This is a genomic window from Paenibacillus naphthalenovorans (assembly GCF_900099895.1).
Classification (GTDB): Bacteria; Bacillota; Bacilli; order Paenibacillales; family NBRC-103111; genus Paenibacillus_G; species Paenibacillus_G naphthalenovorans.
Genome location: NZ_FNDY01000004.1, coordinates 1 through 23,222 on the forward strand (window position 1 = coordinate 1; position 23,222 = coordinate 23,222).

The following is a 23,222-nucleotide window of genomic DNA, read 5'->3' on the forward strand; positions in this document are numbered from 1 at the left end:
GCTAAACGAAGACGTTTCAGAAGCAATCCAGAAAAATACCTTCAAAACGCTGAAAATAAATATTGTGCGTTAATTGGTCAGTCGTAGTTTTTTTTTCATAAATCCAACCTCCAAATTTTATTTTCACCTATATTATATAATATAGTTTTTAAAATACCAATAAATGGAGGTTTTTGGTGTATGAATGTAAAAAAAGTAATTTCCCCTTAAAGTTCAGTTTTACAATACTAAATATACTTACTCCCAATTGAAAGAAAAACTATGTCTTACTGTATTCATCAATAAGTTGAATGGGAGGGATTTCCTGAACAATAGAAAAATCAAAATTGCGTATATATGTCTCCAACTCTACAGTGAGGTTTACATGGCTCTTCTTGCTGATACCAGTCTTGCATTGCAATACTTATCCCAATTCTGTATCAAATCTTCGGCTATTGTGTGAGGATTATTTCCGCCACCATGCGGCAACCCGCGCGCTGGATTTATATAATCTTTTAATTTGGGACCGATCCCCTGAGATGCAACAATATTGTACTTTTGAGGGATAGGGTAATCGCCAATAAAAGTGGTAGTAACAGTAATTTATCAATAGGAGGGATCGGAGTGCCAAAAAGGATCTCGCCATTTTGAGGACGAGCGGGTCTTGATATTTCAATGAGTTCCATCTTGTTCCTCCTAATGGAAATTAATCAAACATTCCAAAATTCCGACGTTTTCATTGTTTTTCCTGCAAAAAGTACTAATTCTTTTAGCCCTATTTAACGCTAACTACAATGTTTTGCTGAACGTAAGAAGGAACTAGAAAATAGGATTAATGTCCCTAATATTGACTACAAATAGCGATAAAAAGTTAAATGGATTGTACATTTTCGAGCAAATCAAAAGCCCGACCATATGAGGTCGAGCTTTTATAGTGGAGGGTCGAACCCCTAACCATATTCACTCCACTAAAGTATATGGTTTAGGTGTCCCGTCATTTATCAACACGATATGTTGATACTACGCATTCTACATGTGTCGGTACAAAACAAATCAAAATAAAAAACGGCATCTCTGCCGTTTGAATTTAAGGTGTATGGAGAATAGGGGGATCGAACCCCTGACCTCATCGCTGCCAGCGATGCGCTCTCCCAGCTGAGCTAATTCCCCAGGAATTTTCGGTTAAGGAAATATCAAGAATGAAGTTGTTCCACTTTTGAGCGGCGTCTTCGCTCGGCCCGAACTCCCAACTGAGCCGTGACCCCATAAATTATGAAACCATTGCGATGATAATCAGTCGTTTTTTATGAGAAGATAATGTACCAGACAACATCGTTTTCCCGGCTGCGCTGAGGCCCCCAGATGTTGTTATCATTTTGTTCTCCAGCGGCGACAAAATTAAAGATAGCACATCGGGATGGGGCTTGTCAACATTTTTATTAAAATTAATTTACGCTGCCGTTTCCGCCAACATGGTGCTTGGAGAGCAATTCATTCAGCTCCTTCATAAACATATTAATGTCTTTAAATTGTCTGTAAACGGAGGCAAAACGAATGTAGGCTACTTCATCAACGGGATACAATTCGGACATGACGATCTCGCCGATTTCGCGGCTGTCTACTTCCGCCTGGGCGGTATTGCGGATCTGCCTTTCGACCTCGGAGACGATCATTTCCAATCTTTCTACGGATACCGGTCGTTTCTCACAAGCGCGGATAAGCCCGCGGAGCATTTTCTCCCGGCTGAATTCCTCACGGCTGCCGTCTTTTTTAATGACGATCAACGGCGTTTCTTCCACCATTTCAAACGTAGTGAACCGCTTCTGGCACTTCTCGCACTCCCGGCGGCGTCTTATCGATTTATTCTCGTTTGCGGAACGCGAGTCCAACACTTTGGTGCCGGGATAATCGCAATATGGGCATTTCATCGGCCTTTCTCCTTTCCATAATTCCCAACAGCTCCCTGACATGAGATTCGTGTAAACGCACATAATAGGTTTACCAACGACAAGGAGGTGAACAGACATGGGTGCAGGTCAATCCCGCAGCAGCAATGTATTGGTAGTACCACAAGCAAATGCCGCTCTGGATCAATTGAAATACGAAGTAGCTCAGGAACTGGGTATTGCCATTCCTCAAGATGGCTATTACGGTAATATGGCTACTCGTGATACTGGTGCGATCGGTGGTCACATTACGCGCCGCCTGGTGCAAATCGCCGAGCAGCAAATCGCTGGTCAATTCAAATAATAACACGTTTTGAAGCATACGAGAAGAAGCAGACCGGACAAACTCCCCATAAGGAGAGCTTGTCCGGCGCTTCTTTATTGCTATAAGCCAAAATATTAACGGATTCCCCAATCCTCCGCATAGGTTTTGTAATACTTGTCATAATAATACGTGACACGCTGCACATAACGCTTGGTCTCGCCATAAGGAATCTGATCCGTATTGTCGAGCGTTCCATCCCATCTTCCCTCCAGCAGCCAACGGCTCACTATACCGTGTCCTGCGTTGTAGCCGGCAAGGACGGCAAACGTATTGCCGTTAAACTGCTTAAACATCCAGTTCAAATACCATGAACCGAGTTCAATGCTGACGGCCGGATCATCCAAGCGGTTTTTGAATTCACCCGGAAAAGGAGCCTTCTCTATAATCCATTCCGATGTATCCGGCATCAATTGCATAAGACCGTGCGCACCTTTACTGGAAGTCGCGTCAGGCTTATAGTTGGTTTCTACCCGGATAACGGCAGCGATGAGCAAAGGGTCAAGCTGATACTTCTCTGCGCTTTGGCGAATTTCCTCTTCATAATGGATCGGATACAACATACGTCCCAATACACTCGTGCCCAGAAACAAAAATAGCAAAAAAGTCAACAGAAGCAGGGCGAAGACTCGCTTTTTGCGCAAAAAGCTCATGACAGTCCCCTCTCCGACCAAAATAGTTCAATCTGCTGTTCTGTTTCTTCTATCGTGCCCGAATTATCGATAACGATATCGGCCAGTTCTTTTTTCTTCTCGATCGGCATTTGCGCATCCAGCCGTTTGTTCGCCTGTTCCTCGGTTAACCCGTCCCGCTTCATCAGACGTTCCATTTGGACGTGCCGTGGCACATAGACGACCATCACCTCGCTGTACATCGCCTGCAGATGGGATTCGTACAAAAGCGGCACATCTACGACGACCAGCTTGTCCGGATGCTGTGTCTCGTATGCCTCCATCCGCTCGCGCATAGCCGCCCGAATCGGCGGATGAAGCAAAGCTTCGAGATCCTTGAGCGCAGCCGTATTCCCGAAGACGCGCTCCCCGAGTTTTTTCCGGTCCAGGGAACCGTCCTCCAGCAGCAGATCGGCTCCGAATCTTTCGATAACTTGAGTAAGGGCGGGGGTGCCTGGCTCTACCACTTCCCTGGCAATGCGGTCCGCATCGATCAACAGCGCGCCGCGGCGGACAAGCATGGAAGCGACAGTGCTTTTGCCGCAGGCAATGCCCCCGGTTAATCCGATGTTCAATGGGTTTCCCCCTAAATCAAAATAATGATCACAACAATTTCATAATGCCCATGAAGATCAGAAGAAATCCGGGTAAAACGGAAAGCTTGCGAATCCATTTCAGCTCAGCATACCGGAAGCCGATCTGCAGGCCAAGCCCGAGAAACGTCCCGCTGGCCAGTGCAATAACGGCAGCGGTAAGCCACGGCGTGAATCCGAGCAGTGCCGCCCCGATGCCCGCGCCGAACGCATCCAGCGACAATGCGGCGCCCAGCAGTACGGCTTCGTAAGCCGAAATGATCCCTGACCGGTCCACATCGGCAATGGACGGGGTGCGCAGGATTTGAATGACGAGCCCCAGCCTTTTCAGTTCGATATACCATATGGCTTTGGCCCCTGCAGTCCCGGACTCTATTTCCCCGGGCGTTTTTGCCGCCTCCGTTTTTCCCTCTTCCTCCTTTTTATCTGAAAACATCTGATATATCGCCCATACGCCAATGCCCATCAGAATAAAAGCTCCGACGTATCTGGCGACCGCCGGGTCAATCAATTGACTCATCAGCACGCCGACCTGCATGGACATGTAAATAATAAAGCCGGAACAAAATGAAATAATAGCAATGGACATAGGCGGAATGCGGATTTTACGAAGCCCGTACATCACGCCGACTCCGAAACCGTCCAGACTAACGGCAAACGCCAGAAGCATCAATGAGACGACAGGCAGCATGCCCTTCCCTCCCTAACCAGATCGACTTTACTTCTTACTATATGGAAGGTCTGGGCGGAGGGTGCATGTCAGGCATTCTTCCCATGGTCCGCGTACTTTAGCGTTTTAAAGCCCCTTTGCTTCTCCTGCGTTTTAGAGGCTGGCACTTGGGGCAATAATGGGTCCCTCGTCCCCCTATAACCATTTTTTCGATTTTATGCCCGCAATGGAAACAAGGTTCGTCTTTTCGGCCGTACATTTTGAACTGATGCTGAAACATACCGATTTCGCCCTGGCCGTTCACATAGGACTTGATGGTAGAGCCGCCTGCAGCCACTGCCTCCTTCAAGGTCCTCACAACCGCCTCATACAGCTTGGCCAGCTCATGCCGGCTTAAGCTTCTGGCCTCCCTTTCGGGATGAATGCCAGCCAGGAACAACGATTCGTCTACATAGATATTCCCGATCCCTACAATATATTCCTGATTCAACAGCAGCGGCTTGATTTTGGTCGGACGCGACCCGATCCGGTCCCGGAAAGCCTCGAATGTAAATGCTTCGTCCAAAGGCTCCAGCCCCAGCTTCTTCAGCGGGGCTTCCTGCAAATCCTGATCCTTCGGGTAAAGATGCATTGTCCCGAACTGGCGCACATCCTTATATCTCAGCTCGGTACCGTCTGTAAAATAAAACACGACATGGGTATGCCGTTCCTCTGGCTCCCCGCTGCGATACACACCGTACCTGCCTTCCATGCGAAGATGCGAGACCAGCGTATAATGGTCGAACATAAACCGCAAAAACTTGCCTCTGCGTTCGACGGACTGAATGGTTTCCCCGCTGAGCAGCAGTTGAAATCTCTCAATGTCCTCCGGATACTGAATGATTCGCGGCAGCTTAACCGAAACCCGTTCCACTGTCTTGCCGATCACCAGTTGATTCAGCGTCCTTCGGACCGTTTCTACCTCTGGCAGCTCCGGCATGCTGTCTTCCCTCCTTGCAGATTACTTCGCCTCGTACCAGTTAGCCCCGTCATCTACATCCACCTTCAGCGGCACGTCGAGCTCAATTGCGTTTTCCATCACTTCGGCAACCGTCTTTTTCATGACCTCCAGCTCATCCTCAGGCACCTCGAGCACCAATTCGTCATGCACCTGAAGCAGCAGTCTGCTCCGTACTCCCTCTTCTTTCATCCGCTTGTCCAGCTGCACCATAGCCAGCTTAATGATATCCGCCGCGGTGCCCTGGATCGGCGTATTCATCGCGGTCCGCTCGGCAAACGAACGGAGATTGAAATTGGAGGCCTTGATTTCCGGCAAATACCGGCGGCGGTGAAGAAGGGTCGTAACGAAACCATCCTCGCGGGCTTTCTTGACAATATCGTCCATATATCGGCGAACCCCCTGGAAGACGGCAAAATATTGCTCGATAAACTTCGCCGCATCCTTGCGGGTGATATTTAAATTTTGTGACAAACCATAATCGCTGATGCCGTAAACGATGCCGAAGTTCACGGCCTTCGCCTGACGGCGCATGTTCGAATCGACACTATCCTCCGGTACGCCGAATACATCCATCGCTGTTTTCGTATGAATGTCCATGTTCTGCCGGAACGCTTCGATCAGCTTCTCGTCCTGGGAAATATGGGCGAGCACACGCAGCTCGATCTGCGAATAGTCAGCGGTCAGAATACGCCAGCCGGGCTCCGAGGGCTTGAACACCTTGCGGATTTTACGCCCTTCCTCCAGGCGGATCGGAATATTTTGCAGATTCGGATATTGACTGCTTAGACGGCCTGTCGCCGCAATCGTCTGTTTATAATAAGTGTGCACTTTCCCGGTATCCGGACGCACCTCTTTCAGTAAGCCCTCCACATAGGTGGACTGGAGCTTGGACAGCGTCCGGTAATGGAGTATATGTCCGACCAACGGATGATAAGGCTCGAGCTTTTCGAGCACTTCAGCGTCGGTGGAATAGCCCGTTTTCGTTTTCTTGATCACCGGCAGCTGAAGCTTCTCAAATAAGATTTCTCCAAGCTGTTTTGGAGAATTAATGTTAAACTCCATCCCCGCCTCGTCATAAATGGACTGCATGATCTTCTCAAGCTGTTTGCCCAGCTCGGCACCGTAAGCTTGGAGCTCCTCCACATCCACTTTAATCCCTTTGCGTTCCATCGAGGCAAGCACCAGCGCCAAAGGAAGCTCCAGCTCGTGAAACAGCTCATTCATCCCGCTGGCCTCCAGCTCGGCTTGCAATGCCCTGGCCAGCTCCATTACCGCCAATGCCTTACGGCTCATCAAGCTTAACAGAACATCCGCCTCCGGAAGCTTGAATTTGGCGCCTTTGCCGAAAACGTCCTCATCGGCGGGGATGGCAGTCAAGCCATACCGGGCGGTGAGTCCGTGTAAAGTCAGCGCAGATTCCGTCGGATCGAGCAAATAACCGGCAAGCAGCACATCAAAGCTGACCCCCCGCAGCTCCAGCCCCTGCCAAAAGAGAGCCACCAGCGCGCGGTGCAGATCGTAGACGGCGACGGACTTTTTCTCGTCTGCCAGCCATGCGCGCACACGCTCAGCCTCTTCAGCCTCCTGTTTAAGGAGCTCAAACGGCAAATAATAGCCGATCGGATCCGTCCCGGAGTCCGACTCGGTATAAAAGGACAAGCCGAGCACTTCCCCCGTATGCGGATTATCCCCTATGACCTCGACATGCAGCGCCCGAACGCCGGGCAGCGCTTCGACCAGCTCTCCCAGCCTGTCCGGCGTCACCTGAACCGACTGAATCCTGGCCTCGGCTTCAGCGTCCGCAGAAGCGGCTTGGTTTCCTCCGCCAGGCAGATTCAACCGCTCCAGCAGCGATTTAAATTCCAGCTTGCGGAACATGTCGCCCAAAACTTGTCCGTCATACCCGCCGTATGCCAGATCGTCCCAAGGAATCTCCACCGGAACCTCGCGGAAAATCGTCGCCAGCTCCTTGCTCATCCGCGCATCCTCCGCGTGAGCGGCGACCTTCTCGCCCAGCTTCCCCTTGATGCCCGCCGCGTTCTCAAGCACCTTCTCGACCGAGCCGTATTCGTGCAGCAGCTTCAGAGCCGTCTTCTCGCCCACACCCGGAATGCCGGGAATATTATCGCTGGCATCGCCCATGAGACCTTTAAGATCAATGATTTGAGCAGGCTTCAGCCCGTATTTTTCTTCGATATGGGCAGGATCGTACAGCTCCACCTCGCTGATCCCTTTGCGCGTCAGCGCGATCTTCACTTTGTCGGAAGCAAGCTGCAGCATGTCTTTGTCCCCGGTCACTACCAGGACTTCCATACCGTCCTGCTCGTCTGCGGTACGCGTCAGTGTGCCGATGATATCGTCGGCTTCATAGCCGTCCATTTGAAATTGGCGAATGCCAAACGATTCCAGCAGTTCCTTCAGCACAGGGAACTGTTCGGAAAGCTCAGGAGGCGTCTTTTCCCTTCCTCCTTTGTATTCTGCGTAGTCTTTATGTCGAAACGTCGTTTTCCCGGCATCGAATGCCACGAGAAAATGCGTCGGTTTTTGTTCTTCTATCAGCTTCAACAGCATCGTCGTAAAGCCGTAGACCGCATTCGTATGCAATCCCTTGGAATTGCTGAGCAGCGGCAGCGCAAAAAATGCGCGATACGCAATGCTGTTGCCATCGATCAAAATCAATTTGGACAAAGACTACACCCCATTTTCGTGAAACTATCTGCTTCTTACATGATAGCATAGGACGGCCATAGAAAAAAACCTTACCTTCCTTCCCGAAAAAAGGGTGTGTGTTCCTTCCTTGCCGCATAAAATGTACTAACTTTGATCCCTACCCGTCTGCACGAATGGCACGTTCAAAGCGTGAAAGGGAGATCGGAGGAACCGTCTATGAACGAAACGGTACGACTTATTGGCAAACGCGTTATTTTTTTCGATGTAAACCAAACGCTGGTGCAGCAAAATTTAAGCTTCGAGGATGGGTTTCGGCGTGTATGGGAAAATTTCACCGGCAGATGGTCCCGGGATGAAAAACCAAGTGCAGAGCAAGTATGGACCCAGTACATCACCAGGTGGCAGCAACGAAAAAAGTCCAGGATTACCTTCCAGCAGCTTGACGAGCTTCAGCAGCAGTGCTTGCAAGAAGCCATGGAAGCGATGGACATACCAGTATCCGGTGCTATGAAGCGCGGGTTCATTCAGGAAATCAGGCGGCTTCAGGTTGAAGCCAAAACCATGCCTCCGCATACTCGGGAGGTGCTCGAGCGTCTGTCTCGAAACTACCGGCTTGCCATTATCAGCAATAGCCCGCGTTCCGAGGTGCTGCTGATGCTGAAACGGTTCGATATCGGTACGTTCTTTCCTCCCGAGCATGTGTTTACTGCGCTAAAGCCGGCCGACAAGAAACCGGCTCCTTATCTATTCAAAAAAGCTCTAAAGACGATGCAGTTCTCCCCCAAACAAGCCGTGATGGTAGGCAATTCCTGGAGACACGATGTGTGCGGCGCGGTGAAAGCGGGTCTGGACGCCGTATGGCTGAGCACATCCGGCTCCGCAGCAGGTCCCGATGCCAAAAAAATAACCCAGCAGCGGCTGGGGAAGCGTAAAGTGTATTTGATCAAGCGGTTGGATCAATTGTCCGAATTATTTTCCTGAGCACGGTTCTTTGTGAACGGCATACCGACGCAATCGCAAACAACAACGCTGCCGCGGTGTGCCTTCGAACGCTTCTTCACCATGGCTGCCGTACGGGAAATTTGCTCCAGGCTTACACCCGCACCCGTATGGCAGATCACAAGAGATAGCGACAGAGTAACCCCTTCGCTCTCCAGGCGTCTGCCATGCCGGTCCTCGACATAAGTCCAGTCATCATAGTCATAGAATGCTTTGACCCCCAGTTCAAAACGTCGAAGCATCTCTTCGCAAAGCTTTTCAGGGTCCTCGCTCCCGGTGATGGCGATAAAATCATCGCCCCCGATATGACCTACAAAATCATAAGGATGGCCGAGCAGGCCAATCACCTGTTGAATGCAATCGGCAGTAAACTGGATAAGCTGGTCCCCTCGGTGAAATCCGTACCGGTCGTTAAACCATTTAAAATAATCAATATCCCCGTAAATGACGGAGAACTTCTTGTGGTCGAGAAGCCGCTTGTTGATCTCCCGGTGAATTTGCATATTCCCGGGCAGACCGGTGAGCGGGTTAGCCACTTTCGCCCTTTCCATCTTTGCGGTAGTGATGCATTCCAGAATGGAACGTATGGAGGCCGTCCCCTTTACCCGGCCCCCGGATGTAATGATGACCAAATCATAAAAAGTCTGGAGATCGCGAGAGGTCGTATATTGGGATACTTGTTCTACCGGGGCTTGCTCATCTACGATGAGCGGTTGAGCGTCCATCAGCTGATCGATCGGCCGGTTCCAAAACAAAGAATAGCCGTATTGACCCGCCAACTGTTGAAACAGCCTGTCGCGCATGATCAAGCCGACCGGCGTTTGCCCGTTAACGATCACGGCACCCGCCGCATCCGTATGGTTCTTAAAATAATTCGCAACGATCGAAATGGGATCCCTGTAATCAAAAGTTTGACACGGCACACAAATGTCTCCGATGGTCCAGACACTGCTTGCCTCGACAATTTTACGATGCATCATAATATGATCAGTCAGCTCCGGGGGCAAAACAGCCTCCTCCGGCCCGGGATGCCCCAGCAGGTAGCCCTGCCCGTAATGTACCCCCATGCGGGTAAGCTTCATCAGTTCCTCGCGCGTTTCTATTCCTTCAGCAATCAAGTAAATGCCCAGCTTCTGCGCAAAAGTGAGCATCGTCTCAAGAATGTACTCTTTCGTTTTATTAAAGTGAAGGTTATGTACGAGAGATCGATCCATTTTAATAAAATCAGGCTGCAGCTCTGCGATCGCTTGAAGCGAAGAATAGCCTGCTCCGGCATCGTCGATCGCAATACGGTAGCCCTGCTGCCGGTAGTGGCCGAGAATTTGTTTGGCCGATTCAAAATCTTCAATGGAGCTCCGTTCTGTAATCTCAAAAACCACTTGGCCGGGAGATAGCCCCCGCTTTTCCAAAAGCTCCAGTGTTCTTCCGGGCACAAAATCCGGATCATTCAAAATTTCTGCCGATACATTGAGAAACAGGAGTTGCTCTTTCGTCTTTGTGAAAGCTCCCTCAATCGCCTTGGCTCTCGCCAGCCTATCCAAAGGATATAACAAGCCCTCCGCTTTGGCTGCAGCAAATAATGAAATCGGCGAATGGAGCGCAGAGTGCTCCGGTCCCCGGGTCAGCGCCTCATATCCCATGACGATTCCCTCGCTTAACGAAACGATAGGCTGATAAACGGACTTGATGGTTTGGTTCCGTATAATATGCAGCAGCTCTGTACGCAGGTTTTCCCGATTTTCATTATCAAATCCGGGCATGGCGTCGATTGGCATGGGCATCCCTACTTATCCGGTTTCTTTATTCCTAAGATAGCATAGGAATTTCAACCCCATGTTAAATTCGGGCTATCGGAATGTTAAAATTTAGTACAGATGGATGCGCGGCCACGACGCCATTGAACAAAAATAACCGGATTCCGCATCCGCGGAAATCCGGCTGTATTTCGCTAAATATTCAAGTCTTTACGTTTCCCCGTCACCATATAGATAACGCCTTCTCCGATGTTCGTCGTATGATCCGCTACACGCTCCAGGTAGAGAGCAGCCATCATCAACTGAGACAGCTGGCGGTTGCGGCCGGGGTCGTTATTCATCATCCCTATGATTTCATCAACTACGGAGCTGTAGAGCTTATCGACCTGATCATCCTTTTCCGCTAGTGCGGCGGCACGGTGAATGTCCCGCTCAGTGTAAGCCAGCAGGCTTTCATGAAGCATATCCTTCGCCAGCAGTGCCATATTGGGGATGATTTCAAGCGGCTTCACAAGCGCATCTCCCGACATGCGGATCGCAATTTTCGCAATATCTACCGCATGATCTCCAATTCGTTCAAGGTCCGTCGAAATTTTGAGCGCCATACCGATAATCCGCAGGTCGCTCGCCATCGGCTGCTGCAGCGCAATCAGACGCAGGCAATTTTCCTCGATCCGAAGCATCAGTTCGTCGATCCGGTCGTCCTGCTCGATGATTCTTCTTCCCAGCTGTTCATCCCTTGCTCCCAGAGCCTCTACCGCCAGGGAGATGTGGTTTTCAACCAGCCCGCCCATTTTGAGCAAATCCTCTTGCAACTCTTCTACTGCCTGGTGAAAATTGGATCTTGTATCCATAAAAGCAGCTCCTTTATAGAATGATCGATTAACCGAAACGGCCGGTAATATAATCTTCTGTTCTTTGGTCCGTCGGCGTCGTGAAGATTTTTTCCGTCTGGTCGGATTCGATGACTTCACCATTCAGGAAAAAGGACGTATAATCCGAGATTCTCGCCGCTTGCTGCATGTTATGAGTCACGATAACAATCGTATATTTATCGCGCAGCTCGCGGATCAGCTCCTCAATTTTCAAAGTAGAGATCGGATCCAGCGCGGACGTCGGTTCGTCCATGAGCAGAATCCTGGGATTTACCGCCAGCGCCCGGGCGATGCATAGACGCTGCTGCTGTCCCCCCGACAAGCCGTAGGCGGACTTTTTCAGATTACCGTTGACCTCGGTCCATAACGCGGCCGCCTTCAAGCTGCTTTCGACGATGTGGTCGAGCTGCTCCTTGTCCTTGATGCCGTGAATGCGAGGACCGTAAGCAATATTTTCGTAGATCGATTTGGGAAAAGGATTAGGCTGCTGAAACACCATGCCTATATTTTTGCGCAGCAGCTCTACGTTGACGTCCGGATCATAGATGTTCTGGCCGTCGATAATTACGTTTCCTTCTATACGTATGCCTTTGATCATATCATTCATGCGATTTAATGTACGGAGCAGGGTGGATTTCCCGCAGCCGGACGGGCCGATAAAGGCGGTGATGGAATTTTCTTGTATTTCCATATCGACATTCTTCAGAGCATGGAACTCGGAGTAATACAGATTCAATTTATTGATGCTTACAATGGACATATCATGCTTTCCTCCTGTGGCCCGTTGGTTTACAACTTCTTCTGATATTTATTGCGTAAATAAATGGCGAATGCATTCATGCTAAGCAGCATGATCAGCAGGACAATAATGCCGGCCGCAGCCACATTTTGAAACTCCGCTTGCGGTTGGCTTGCCCAGTTGTAAATTTGAATCGGCATTACCGTAAAGCTGTCAAAAGGCGATTTAGGCAAAAAAGCGATGTAAGCAACGGCTCCGACGACGATGAGGGGCGCCGTTTCTCCAATCGCCCTGGACATCGAAAGAATGGATCCGGTCAATATCCCCGGAAGTGCGGAGGGCAATACAACCCGTACAATCGTCTGCCAACGGTTGGCCCCCATAGCGAACGAGGCATTGCGAAGCGATTGAGGTACCGTTCTGATCGCTTCCTGGGATGCGACGATGATAATGGGCAGCACCAGCAGCGTCATCGTCAGCGCCCCGGACAATAAGCTGCGCTCCAGCTGGAGCATCCGAACGAACACGGTTAATCCAAGCAATCCGTAAACGATCGAAGGGACGCCCGCCAGGTTAGCGATATTCGTTTGAACCAGACGGCTGAAGCGCGTATCCTTGGCGTACTCCTCCAAATAAATTGCGGTCGCGACACCGATAATGAATGTCAGCGGCGCGGTGATCATCATCAACCAGAATGTGCCGACCAAGGCGGCCTTGATCCCGGCATTTTCCGGGATTCGGGATGCATAACTCGTCAAAAACTGCCAATCCAGCCACCCCGCCCCTTGAACAATCACTTGTATTAACAATAAAGCGAGCGCTAAAATCCCAAAGCAGGTGGAGACAAAAAACAACTGATGAAAGAACTTATTTTTTCTGTTCCTTTGAGCGACATGCTGCATGCTTTCTTTCGTTGCCATCAGTATTCCTCCCTGAACCTTTTGGAAATCGTTCTCGCCAGAATATTCATCGCTAGTGTCATAACAAATAAGGTAATCCCTACGGCATAAATGGTCATGTATTCTACAGAACCGTAACTTGTATCTCCCGAGCTGACAGAAACGATATAAGCAGTAAGGGTTTGAATGCTTTGCAAAGGATTATAAGCCATTTGGGCCAAATTTCCCGCGGCCAGGGTGACAATCATTGTTTCCCCTACGGCACGGGACAGGCCGAGCACGAAGGAAGCGATAATCCCCGACAAGGCAGCAGGCACTACGATTTTAAGGGCAACCTCCAACTTTGTAGACCCCAGCGCGTAAGCGCCGTTGCGGAGCGAATTAGGAACGGCCATCATAGCATCCTCACTGAGGGAGCAAATGATGGGAATGATCATGATCCCCACGACAATGCCCGCACTGAGCGCATTAAAGATTTCCGTTTGCGGGATAATGAATTGTAATACCGGAGTTACAAAATTTAATGCGAAAAAACCGTAAACGATCGTAGGAATACCGGCCAATATTTCCAGAATCGGCTTTACGATATTCCGTACTTTCGACGGCGCATACTCGCTTAAATAAATCGCGCTCCCCAGTCCGATCGGAATCGCCACGATGCTTGCAATCAAAGTGACAAGCAGGGTTCCTGTCACAAGCGGCAGTACTCCAAATTTCGGATCGGAGAAAAGGGGCGTCCATTCCGTCCCGGTAATAAACTGCCAAAATGGGACTTCTCTGAAGAAACCGAGCGACTCGAATACGAGAATCAAGACGATACCTACTGTTGTAAGAATGGAGATAACAGCAAAAAAAGCTAATATTTTGGGTATTAGCACGTCCGACGAAATCATACTTTTTTTCTTTTTGTAATTCACTCTCGGTGTTTTCATTTCCATAGCTTAACCCCCGTGTAAAGCAATGATTTTGGCAAACCCGCGGCTTCCTGCGCATATGATCGCTTAGGTGCCGCGGTTTTTAAACCAAAATCATTCTGCTTGATGGTTTACTTCAGTGCTTCCAGGTTTTTATTGATAACATCTTGAGGAAGCCTGATGTAATCAACTGCTTCAACCATTTTAGCGCCTTCTTCGCTGTTATAGTATTTCAGGAATTCTTTAATGTGAGGCTCGGCGATGGCTTTCTTCGTCGGGTACACATAAAGATAACGGGACAATGGAGCATAAGTCATTTTTTCGATGGTCTCCTTGGTAGGTGCTACCGCAGGAGAGTTAGCGTCTTTCTTAATAGCTACAGCATTCAAAGTAGCTTCATTCGCTTTGTAGTATGAGAAACCGAAATAACCCATTGCAAATTCGTCGCCTTGTACGCCTTTAACCAATACATTGTCGTCTTCGGAAGGCGTATAATCCGAACGGGACTCTTTCGCTTTACCATTGATCGCTTCCGTGAAGAACTCAAACGTACCGGATGCCGTACCGGGACCATACAGCTTGATTTCTTTATCCGGCCACTCAGGACGAACATCGCTCCATTTTTTTACCTGGCTGTCTTTGGACCAGATTTTCTTCAATTCTTCCACTGTCATTTCTTTGGCAAAGGTATTTTTCTTATTAACCACAACCGTGACACCGTCAAGAGCAATCGGCATTTCAACAGCTTCCGTGTTTTGTTTTGCCTTCAATTCTTCCAATTCTTCAGGCTTGAATTTTTTGGACATGTCCGCGATATGAATTTCCCCGGCAAGCAGCTTCTTGACTCCGTTGCTGGATCCGGATTCACCTACCGTAATTTTTACGTCTTTATGCTTTTTCATAAATTCTTCAGCTACGGCTTGAGAGATAGGGAACACTGTGGAAGAGCCGTCGATTTTGATTTCGCCTTTCAGGCCTTCCGGAGCAGGAGCTGTTTTACCGTCAGATGGCGCCGCGCCTTGGTTCGGCTGGCTTTCCGTTTGTGTTCCGCATGCGGCCAGAGATAATGCCAAAACGATAGAAGATAATGCGAGTGTACCTTTACGTGCAAAACCTTTAAACAACATGACCACTCCTCATAATTTTTGTTTGTCGTTCACAATGACCATGTTACGCCCCTTTTGTTTTCGTCAGTTCAAAGATTTGTTAACGGAATGTAAAAAATATCGAAATCTATGAAATGGACGGTGATACCATCCTTTGAAATCAGCGTTTTTTCGTCAGGTTTTACAAAAGATTTACATTGTACGAACCTGGATTTAATTATTCCATAGTACATTCGTAGTATATACACAAGACAACCGATATATGGAGGGTACTATGAAGAGACTAAAAAGCATCAGAGATGTGCGGTTATCTATGAAAACAAAGCTGATTATGACATTTTCTTTTATTACGCTTCTCTTTGCCGGAGTTTCGGTCTTTAATCTATGGCAAGTAGACAGCATCAAGCAGCATCTCCAATATCAGAACGAGCAGACGGATAAACAAAAGTTGGCTCTGCAGTTAAAGCAACAGGCTAATTCGCTGGCTTCCATCTATGCGGCTTATGTATTGACCAAAAAACCCGAGCTGATTGATACATATAATAAGGAAAAAGAGGAATTTTTGCGGTCGGTGGAAAGGATGGCTCTTACCGCATCCAACGCGGATGAACGCAATTGGAGCGCCAAGCTGACGAACACCTCCAAAGAATTTGCAGGCACTTTCGATAAGGCGCAGCAGATTGTGATGAACTCATCGCTCCAGCCTCAAGAGATGGACCTACAGTTGAAATCCGCGCATAATGAATCAGAGCTGTTTAAAGATTACATATTTGAACATGTTGATCTCTTCAATGAAGCTTACAATCAATACGCCTTGACGGCTGTGAGCAGTACCCATCGTCAATTGAATGATTCTGCCCGGTTTGCCGTTATCACAACCTTGCTCGTTACGATCATCAGCAGCATAACCGCATTTTTGCTCATCCGATCATTTATGAAGCCGATTCAGCGTTTGCAGCATGCTGTAATGCAGGTTGCCGAAGGGGATCTCCGCCATAAAATTAACAGTTCCTCCTCCGACGAGCTTGGCAGGCTCAGTCAAAGCTTCGATGAGATGATTGACCGAATCAAAGAAATGCTGTCGAATACTCAAACCGTTGCTTCATCCCTATCCAGACATTCGCGTTCCTTTCACGAGTTCTCCAGAGAAACCGCGGCCGCTAACAAGGACATCGTCCGGGCTATTCAGGAAATATCGTCAGGAAGCGAAGAACAAGCCCGTTTCTCGGAAAACAGTGCCTATATTATTACCGAAACCACCAGGGAAATACGTCAAATAACCGAATATACCGTGATGATGCAGCGCAAGAGTAAAGAAGCCTCATCCAATACCCATACGGGATCCCAAGTGATGGAAGGGTTGAAATCAGCCGCAGAGCAATCCGAAAAAGTACTGCATCAGGTTTATCTGACGATGGAAACCTTATCCCGCAGCTCCGCCCGAATCGGTAAAATCGTCGGAAGCATTACCGAAATATCCGCCCAAACCAATGTACTGGCGCTGAATGCGGCCATTGAAGCGGCCAGAGCGGGTGTGCACGGCAAAGGGTTTTCCGTGATCGCGGATGAAGTGCGGCAGCTTTCGGCTCAAACCAGCGAATCCTCCAAAACAATCACCCGGATCGTGCAAACGCTGCAGGCGCAAATAAGCGAGATGGAAGCTTCGTTAAACGAGATGAAGCTTTCTTTCGAGAACCAGACCGGCAAAATTAACGAAAGCATGGACGCGTTTATGGACATCCGACTATCTATGGATGAGCTTTCAGACCATATTGAACAGATACATACCCTTGTTTCCGCAGCAGAAGACAAAAACAGCAAGCTTGCCTCTTCCGTGCAGCACATTGCCGCCATCGCTCAGGAAACGGCCGCCGGCGTCGAGGAAGTGAATTCGGCATCGCAGCATCAGGATTCGGCCATTCACCGGATCGCTTCACAATCCGACGATATATTATCACTCGCTCAGCAGTTATTCGATGAAATCAACCGATTCAAAATTTCCGACGGGACGGAAATACTCGATCAAAGCGTAATCGAGAAACCGAATCCCGAAGAGATGATCATTGCACCAGAAGCGTCCGAGGAACACAGCATACGAGAAAACAGAGTGTCGGTCTAACGGTCTGTTGGGCTGAAAATCCATCTGTCGCTGCCTGTGGAGAGACGCGACCACCCTTGGGGTGATTTTGGCTTAACGGACATCCCATTCCCGGCGTTTCTTCAATGGTATGGTCGTGGTTGCAACGCAAAACACCCTGCTCGATACAAAAATCGAACAGGGTGTTTTTGGGCATTAGTTGAAATATACGGCTTTACCGGTCTTGGAGGACTCGTAAATGGCCTCGAGAATTTCGGATACGACGCACGCCTGCTCTGGCGTTACGACAGGATCGATATCTTTCTCAATGGCCTCCAGCCACAAACGCGCTTCCAAATCGGCCGGGCTTTCCGTCTGGCCGTCATAGAAATCTACGCCTTTGGCATCCAATTGGATCTCATTCATGTAGAGCCGGCTGTGCTTCTCGCCATTAATCCGAAGCCCGTCGAGCATATCGGCCCCGCCTTCCGTGCCGCACAGCGTCGTTTTGGCCTCTCCGGTCTGCAGCATATTGATCGCCCAGCTGGATTCCAGCATGATCGTTGCTCCGTTTTCCATTATAATCATACCAAAGGCCGAATCCTCTACCGTAAATTTTTTCGGATCCCACGGTCCCCATGCATTCGCTGCGTTTTCTTTTTTGGAGAGCTTGTGGAATGCCGTTCCAAGCACAACCTTCGGCTTGTAATTGTCCATCATCCACAGCGTCAAATCCAGCGCGTGAGTACCAATATCGATAAGCGGCCCCCCGCCTTGCTTTTCTTCATCCAAGAACACGCCCCAGGTCGGAACGGCGCGGCGGCGGATCGCATGCGCCTTCGCGAAATAAATGTCCCCGAGTTCACCGTCGGAGCAAACGCGTTTTAGATATTGGCTGTCCGGACGGAAGCGGTTCTGATAACCGATCGTCAGTTTTTTGCCCGTGCGCTTTGCAGCTTCAACCATGCGTCTGGCGTCGGCAGCGGTTTTGGCCATCGGCTTCTCGCACATGACATGCTTGCCGGCCTCCAGGGACGCGATGGAAATATCCGCATGAGAATCATTAGGCGTACACACATGTACGATATCAATGGAACGATCCGCAAGCAGCTCACGATAGTCCGTATATACTTTGGCGTCTTCCGTCCCATACTTCTTAGCCGCGTCTTGCGCTCTTTCTTCCACAATATCGCAGAAGGCCACCATTTCCGCATTGGGCTGATTTTTCAAAGCGGGCATATGCTTGCCGGTTGCAATTCCGCCACAACCGATAATTCCGATTCTATAGACTTTAGACATTGTAAAAACCTCCCTGATTCCACAAATCGTAATGTTCTTCTGATTAACTCTGAAGTATAGTATAGACAAATTGATCTCAAAAAGATATTTCATATCTGGCGCTACTTTTATACGATTTTGTCTTTTCCATTTTAAGCAAAAAAAGAAGACCGGCCCGATGCCAGTCTCCTTTATTCCAGGTTTTATCCTTTTTTAGCTGCCGCATGAACAAGCTTGTAACCTACACCGCGAATCGATTCGATTTGGACGGATTGCTGGTTCATTTCCAATTTCTTCCTCAGCGAACTGACATGTACATCTACAGTCCGCTGTCCTCCGATATAATCAAAGCCCCATACAATATTCATCAGGTCATCCCGTGTAACTACAACACCGGGACGCTGCACAAGATGAAGCAGCACCTCAAATTCCTTGGGTCTAAGCGGAATGGATTCGCCATGGAGGATCACTTCGTATTTCTCCGGATAAATCTTCAGCTCCCCTACAGTAATGACTTTATCATCATTTCCGGACTTGTCCGCAAATGCATCATCCGACAAGGTGCGGCGAAGTACCGCCGATACGCGAGCAAGAAGCTCCGCTACTCCGAAAGGCTTTGTAATATAATCGTCAGCGCCGTATTTAAGCCCTTGAACAATCTCCTCTTCGGCGTTGCGCGCAGTCAGAATGATAACGGGCGTTTTAATTCCTTTTTGCCGCAATCTCGACAAAATTTCAAAGCCATTCATTCCCGGAAGCATGATGTCCAGAATAATTAAATCAAACGGCTGATGCAGGGCGGCCTGCAAACCGTCGCTGCCATGATCGATGACTTTGGTATCATAGCCTTCTTGCGTCAAGTTGTAAGAAAGCAATCTGGCTAACGTAGGCTCATCCTCTATGACTAATATTTTATGTGACATGGGAAAACCCCCAACCCCATTCTATATTTCATACTAATCATAGCATGAATTGTTGACAAATTGTTAAGAAGCTTTTGTTAAGATTTTGTAAAGCTCCCGGTGTTACTGGATTAACGGCAGCTCAACGATAAACTTGGTGCCGACGAAGACCTCGCTCTCCACACGGATCGTGCCTTTGTGCAGCTCAACCAAATGCTTCACGATCGACAGCCCGAGTCCCGTGCCGCCTGAGCTTCTCGACCTGGCCTTGTCCACGCGGTAAAAGCGCTCGAATATCCGCGGCAGGTCCTTCTTCGGGATGCCAATCCCCGTATCCGAAATCGTAAACCGGACCGTGTCCACCTCTCCAGCCTCCGAACCGCTGGCCAGCTGTTCTACCTTCACCTTCACCTTGCCTCCTTCAGGCGTGTAGTTGATGCCGTTGGAGAGCAGGTTGATCAGAATTTGACGCAGCCGATCCTCATCCGCTTCCATGTAGACGTCTTCCGGCACCTCCATCTTCAGTTCGATCGATTTCTTCTCGGCCTCCGTTTTCATCACATGAAGGCAGTTTTCAACAAACGATTCGAGATGGACCGGAGAGAATTGAAGCGGTATCCGTTTGGACTCAATTTTGGACAGCTCCAGAATATCTCCAATCAGCCGGTTTAACCGTTCACTTTCATCAAAGATGATTTTCAGAAACGACCTGGCTGTCTCTTTGTCATCGAGCGCTCCGGCGAGCAGCGTTTCTGCAAAGCCCTTGACTGAGGCGATCGGCGTCTTCAGCTCATGCGATACATTGGCCACGAATTCGGAACGCATTCTCTCCAGTCTCCGCACGGATGTAATGTCATGCAGAACAATAAGCATCCCGGCCCACTGGTTATTCGACTGAAAGATCGGATTCAGGTTGATCTCCAGTATGCGCTCTTCCGGAAAATAAAAGATCATTTCATCACGAATATTTTCCCGGGTATCGATACATTCCTGTATGAGCTGCGTAAATTCGATCTGCTGCTTGGCTTCGTCGAACTTTTTCCCTAACAGCTCTTTGGAGGAAAAACCGAGAAATTCTTCAGCCGACCGGTTAAGCAGAACAATCTTCCCTTCCCCATCGATCATGACAACGCCGCTAATCAAATTCTCCAGCACGTTTTTGAGCCGGTTTTCATCTTCCAGAATGCGATTCATCTGCAGCTGCAAACTATCCGCCATATGGTTTATCGCATCGCCGAGCTTGCCGATTTCATCTTTTTTGTTCAGTTGTACGCGATACTTGTAATTCATGTCCGTAATTTGCTGTGCCACACTGGTCATCAGCTCAATCGGTCTGGTAATGCCATAAGCGATACGGTAGCTGAGCAAGCCCGCGATGGCAAACACCGTCAAAAGGCCGCCAATCAGCATAAGCCAAACGTTACGGATCGATTTCTCCACTTCTTCAAGACTCATGGCTAACCGCAGGTAGCCGATCGTTTGGCCCTGGTCCTTGACCGGAACGGCGGCATAAATCATGTTTCGGTTCAATGTGCTGCTGTAACGCGTGACAAAGCCTATTCCCGACGATTCCGCATCGATAATTTCCTCCCTGTTCAAATGATTCTCCATCTGAGAAGGATCTTTATCGGAATCGCCCAGCACTTTGCCGTCCGCACGGATAAAGGTAACCCGCGCATCGGCCGATTTCTTAAGCTTAGCGGCCATATCCGAATAATAATGAATTTGTTCGGATTCCGGACCCTGTCTGTTCCAGTTCATCGTGACCAGCAAGATGCGAAGTTCCCGCTCCATATAAGTAGTAAGGGTATCAATATGGGATCGCTCCATCATTTGAGCTACAAAAATACCCGCGATCAGCACCGAAGAGCCGATCAAGGCAATAAAAATCAGGGTTAACCGTGTCCGGAACTTGTTCAACAATGAAGTCATCCTCCCGCAGCCGAGGCCATACGCTTCAAGAAAAACTCCCATTTACAAAGAATTTCCTGTATGGGGCAAATTTCATTCATGTGTATTTCTTCCAAAGGACATATCACTCTATATCGTACCTGTTCCGGAAGTGGAACTCCAGTTATTTTTTTGTAAAGAAAGGGGCCAACCTGTGAATGAGTGAGGCGCAGCCCTATTTCATTCTCCTGTCATAATAAAGAGCCCCAAGTATAACAGATACCGGGGCTCTCATGGCTTTATAGGTTATAACCGTATAGAAGTTCTTTACGATTTTATGCGAATACAGGTTCTTTGAACTGGGCCAGCTTATCGCGCGAATCCATCTCAACATCAGCGTGCAAGCTGTTTCCGTGGGAATCCATCGTGACGATGGCCGCAAAGCCCTCAGTCTGCAGGTGCCACATCGCTTCCGGTATACCGAACTCCAAGAAATCGACGCCTTCCACCTTTTTGAAGCATTGCGCATAATATTGGGCGGCGCCGCCAATGGCATTCAAATATACGGCACCGTGCTCTTGAAGCGCCTTGAGCGTTTTCGGACCCATTCCGCCTTTACCGATGACAGCACGAATACCGAATTTTTTGATGATATCTCCTTGATAAGGCTCCTCGCGAATACTTGTAGTCGGTCCGGCCGCTTTCACAACCCACTCGCCATTCTCATCTTTGGCCATGACGGGTCCGCAATGGTAAATGACAGCGCCGTTCAGATCGATTGGAGAATCATGGTCCATCAAATATTTGTGCAGCGCATCCCGTCCCGTATGCATAGGTCCGTTGATGATGACCACATCCCCTACGCGAAGCTGGCGAATTTGCTCTTCGGAAATCGGCGTCTGCAGCACGATTTCGCGGCGCTCCTGCTGGCCTGCCGCCGCGGCTGCCGGCTCGTCCTTTTGCATCGGCAGCTCCTCGCCCTTAGGATAAACCCAATCCGTAATCTCGCCGGTGCTCTGATCAATCAGCACGCCCTGTCTGCGGAACGCCCAACAGTTGTAGGCCACCGATACGAAGAAGCTGGCCGGCAAACGGTTCATGACTCCGATCTTACAGCCGAGCAATGTGACTTGACCGCCGAAGCCCATCGTACCGATGCCGAGTTTGTTGGCGTTTTCCATCACATATTCCTCAAGCTTGCGCAGCTCTTCATTCGGATTCACGTCGTCCACAGCACGGAACAACTGATGCTTGGCCAGTTCGTAACCCGTTGTACGGTCACCGCCGATGCCTACTCCGATAAAGCCTGCGCTGCAGCCCTGCCCCTGCGCTTGATATACGGCATGCATAATACATTTGCGGATACCGTCCAAATCACGTCCGGCTTTGCCGAGTCCTTCCAATTCAGTCGGAAGACTGTATTGGATATTTTTATTTTCACAGCCGCCGCCTTTAAGGATCAGCTTGACTTCGATCATGTCCTTTTCCCACTGTTCAAAGTGGATAACCGGAGTGCCCGGGCCGACATTATCGCCGCTGTTCGCCCCGGTCAAGGAATCGACCGAGTTCGTCCGCAGCTTGCTGTCCTTGGTAGCTTGGGCAACCGCCGCTATAATTTGTTTTTTCATCTCGATCTGGTTAGCTCCGACCGGTGTATGTACGATGAATGTCGGCATTCCCGTGTCTTGACAGATCGGAGATACGTTGCACTCCGCCATATGAATATTGTCAGCGATGGTGGAGAGGGATAGCGCAGAACGCGTGCCTGCGTCTTCTTTGGCCCGGGCGTTCTGAATCGCTTGGCGCACGTCGGCCGGAAGGTTCGTGGACGTTTCGACGATCAGTTTATAAATGCTCTCTTGAAAATGCTGCATGATGTAGAAAAACTCCTTTCGATTCGTAAAAAGAAACTTTCTATTATAAAACTACACAACTCTC

The 23,222-nt window shown here is 49.2% G+C and carries 19 protein-coding genes and 1 tRNA gene; 3 read left to right on the top strand and 17 right to left on the bottom strand.

Features of this window, described 5'->3' with window-relative positions:
- Nucleotides 1–1,076: 1,076 nt before the first annotated feature.
- Together BLT35_RS05340 and nrdR are read right to left on the bottom strand one after the other, a co-directional pair.
- Nucleotides 1,077–1,149, bottom strand: a tRNA-Ala gene (locus tag BLT35_RS05340).
- A 275-nt stretch (nt 1,150–1,424) separates the two neighbouring features.
- A complete protein-coding gene (gene nrdR / locus BLT35_RS05345) occupies nt 1,425–1,907 on the bottom strand; it encodes a transcriptional regulator NrdR (protein WP_062407006.1) in 483 nt (160 codons plus the stop codon).
- A 97-nt stretch (nt 1,908–2,004) separates the two neighbouring features.
- Between nrdR and BLT35_RS05350 the strand changes: the two genes are divergently transcribed.
- Nucleotides 2,005–2,229, top strand: a complete 225-nt coding sequence (locus tag BLT35_RS05350; RefSeq protein WP_054819156.1) for an alpha/beta-type small acid-soluble spore protein — start codon at nt 2,005–2,007, stop codon at nt 2,227–2,229.
- Between the two features lie 95 nt (nt 2,230–2,324).
- Here the strand turns inward: BLT35_RS05350 and BLT35_RS05355 are convergent, their stop codons facing one another.
- The 5 genes from BLT35_RS05355 to polA form a co-directional block, all read right to left on the bottom strand.
- A complete protein-coding gene (locus tag BLT35_RS05355) occupies nt 2,325–2,900 on the bottom strand; it encodes a lytic transglycosylase domain-containing protein (RefSeq protein ID WP_062407004.1) in 576 nt (191 codons plus the stop codon).
- Nucleotides 2,897–3,493 (bottom strand): dephospho-CoA kinase, encoded by a 597-nt coding sequence (gene coaE / locus BLT35_RS05360; protein ID WP_074727225.1) that lies wholly within the window; start codon nt 3,491–3,493, stop codon nt 2,897–2,899. The genes BLT35_RS05355 and coaE overlap by 4 nt, the downstream gene beginning before the upstream one ends.
- A gap of 28 nt (nt 3,494–3,521) precedes the next feature.
- Nucleotides 3,522–4,202: a sporulation membrane protein YtaF gene (gene ytaF / locus BLT35_RS05365; protein ID WP_074727226.1), complete on the bottom strand. Its 681-nt coding sequence runs from the start codon at nt 4,200–4,202 to the stop codon at nt 3,522–3,524.
- A 97-nt stretch (nt 4,203–4,299) separates the two neighbouring features.
- Nucleotides 4,300–5,160 carry a DNA-formamidopyrimidine glycosylase gene (mutM, locus tag BLT35_RS05370; protein WP_062406998.1) on the bottom strand — a complete coding sequence of 287 codons (861 nt, stop codon included), beginning with the start codon at nt 5,158–5,160 and terminating at the stop codon, nt 4,300–4,302.
- A gap of 21 nt (nt 5,161–5,181) precedes the next feature.
- Nucleotides 5,182–7,869: a DNA polymerase I gene (gene polA / locus BLT35_RS05375; RefSeq protein ID WP_074727227.1), complete on the bottom strand. Its 2,688-nt coding sequence runs from the start codon at nt 7,867–7,869 to the stop codon at nt 5,182–5,184.
- A gap of 198 nt (nt 7,870–8,067) precedes the next feature.
- Between polA and BLT35_RS05380 the strand changes: the two genes are divergently transcribed.
- Complete coding sequence (locus BLT35_RS05380) at nt 8,068–8,832, top strand: HAD family hydrolase (protein ID WP_074727228.1); 765 nt, start codon at nt 8,068–8,070, stop codon at nt 8,830–8,832.
- On the opposite strand, the gene BLT35_RS05385 is transcribed toward BLT35_RS05380, so the two are convergent.
- From BLT35_RS05385 to BLT35_RS05410, 6 genes are all read right to left on the bottom strand, one after another.
- Nucleotides 8,808–10,631, bottom strand: a complete 1,824-nt coding sequence (locus BLT35_RS05385; protein ID WP_083351201.1) for a GGDEF domain-containing protein — start codon at nt 10,629–10,631, stop codon at nt 8,808–8,810. The two genes, BLT35_RS05380 and BLT35_RS05385, sit on opposite strands and share 25 nt — an antisense overlap.
- A 167-nt stretch (nt 10,632–10,798) precedes the next feature.
- A complete protein-coding gene (gene phoU / locus BLT35_RS05390; protein WP_054819151.1) occupies nt 10,799–11,458 on the bottom strand; it encodes a phosphate signaling complex protein PhoU in 660 nt (219 codons plus the stop codon).
- Between the two features lie 28 nt (nt 11,459–11,486).
- Entirely contained in the window at nt 11,487–12,239 is a 753-nt protein-coding gene (gene pstB, locus BLT35_RS05395) for a phosphate ABC transporter ATP-binding protein PstB (protein ID WP_054819150.1), read from the bottom strand.
- Nucleotides 12,240–12,268: 29 nt separating this feature from the next.
- Complete coding sequence (gene pstA / locus BLT35_RS05400) at nt 12,269–13,138, bottom strand: phosphate ABC transporter permease PstA (protein WP_062406990.1); 870 nt, start codon at nt 13,136–13,138, stop codon at nt 12,269–12,271.
- Entirely contained in the window at nt 13,138–14,055 is a 918-nt protein-coding gene (pstC, locus tag BLT35_RS05405) for a phosphate ABC transporter permease subunit PstC (protein WP_062406988.1), read from the bottom strand. The genes pstA and pstC overlap by 1 nt, the downstream gene beginning before the upstream one ends.
- Nucleotides 14,056–14,162: 107 nt before the next feature.
- Nucleotides 14,163–15,158 (bottom strand): PstS family phosphate ABC transporter substrate-binding protein, encoded by a 996-nt coding sequence (locus BLT35_RS05410; RefSeq protein ID WP_074727230.1) that lies wholly within the window; start codon nt 15,156–15,158, stop codon nt 14,163–14,165.
- 253 nt (nt 15,159–15,411) lie between these two features.
- Here BLT35_RS05410 and BLT35_RS05415 point away from each other — a divergent pair, with 253 nt between their 5' ends.
- Complete coding sequence (locus BLT35_RS05415; protein WP_074727231.1) at nt 15,412–17,256, top strand: methyl-accepting chemotaxis protein; 1,845 nt, start codon at nt 15,412–15,414, stop codon at nt 17,254–17,256.
- Between the two features lie 174 nt (nt 17,257–17,430).
- Here BLT35_RS05415 and BLT35_RS05420 read toward each other — a convergent pair whose 3' ends face one another.
- From BLT35_RS05420 to BLT35_RS05435, 4 genes are all read right to left on the bottom strand, one after another.
- Nucleotides 17,431–18,513, bottom strand: coding sequence for a Gfo/Idh/MocA family protein (locus BLT35_RS05420; protein WP_074727232.1), 1,083 nt, complete (start codon nt 18,511–18,513; stop codon nt 17,431–17,433).
- Between the two features lie 182 nt (nt 18,514–18,695).
- On the bottom strand, nt 18,696–19,415 hold the full coding sequence (locus tag BLT35_RS05425) for a response regulator transcription factor (RefSeq protein ID WP_054819147.1): 720 nt from the start codon (nt 19,413–19,415) through the stop codon (nt 18,696–18,698).
- Between the two features lie 102 nt (nt 19,416–19,517).
- A complete protein-coding gene (gene pnpS / locus BLT35_RS05430; protein ID WP_074727337.1) occupies nt 19,518–21,314 on the bottom strand; it encodes a two-component system histidine kinase PnpS in 1,797 nt (598 codons plus the stop codon).
- Nucleotides 21,315–21,619: 305 nt separating this feature from the next.
- On the bottom strand, nt 21,620–23,158 hold the full coding sequence (locus tag BLT35_RS05435) for a fumarate hydratase (RefSeq protein WP_074727233.1): 1,539 nt from the start codon (nt 23,156–23,158) through the stop codon (nt 21,620–21,622).
- Nucleotides 23,159–23,222: the final 64 nt, after the last annotated feature.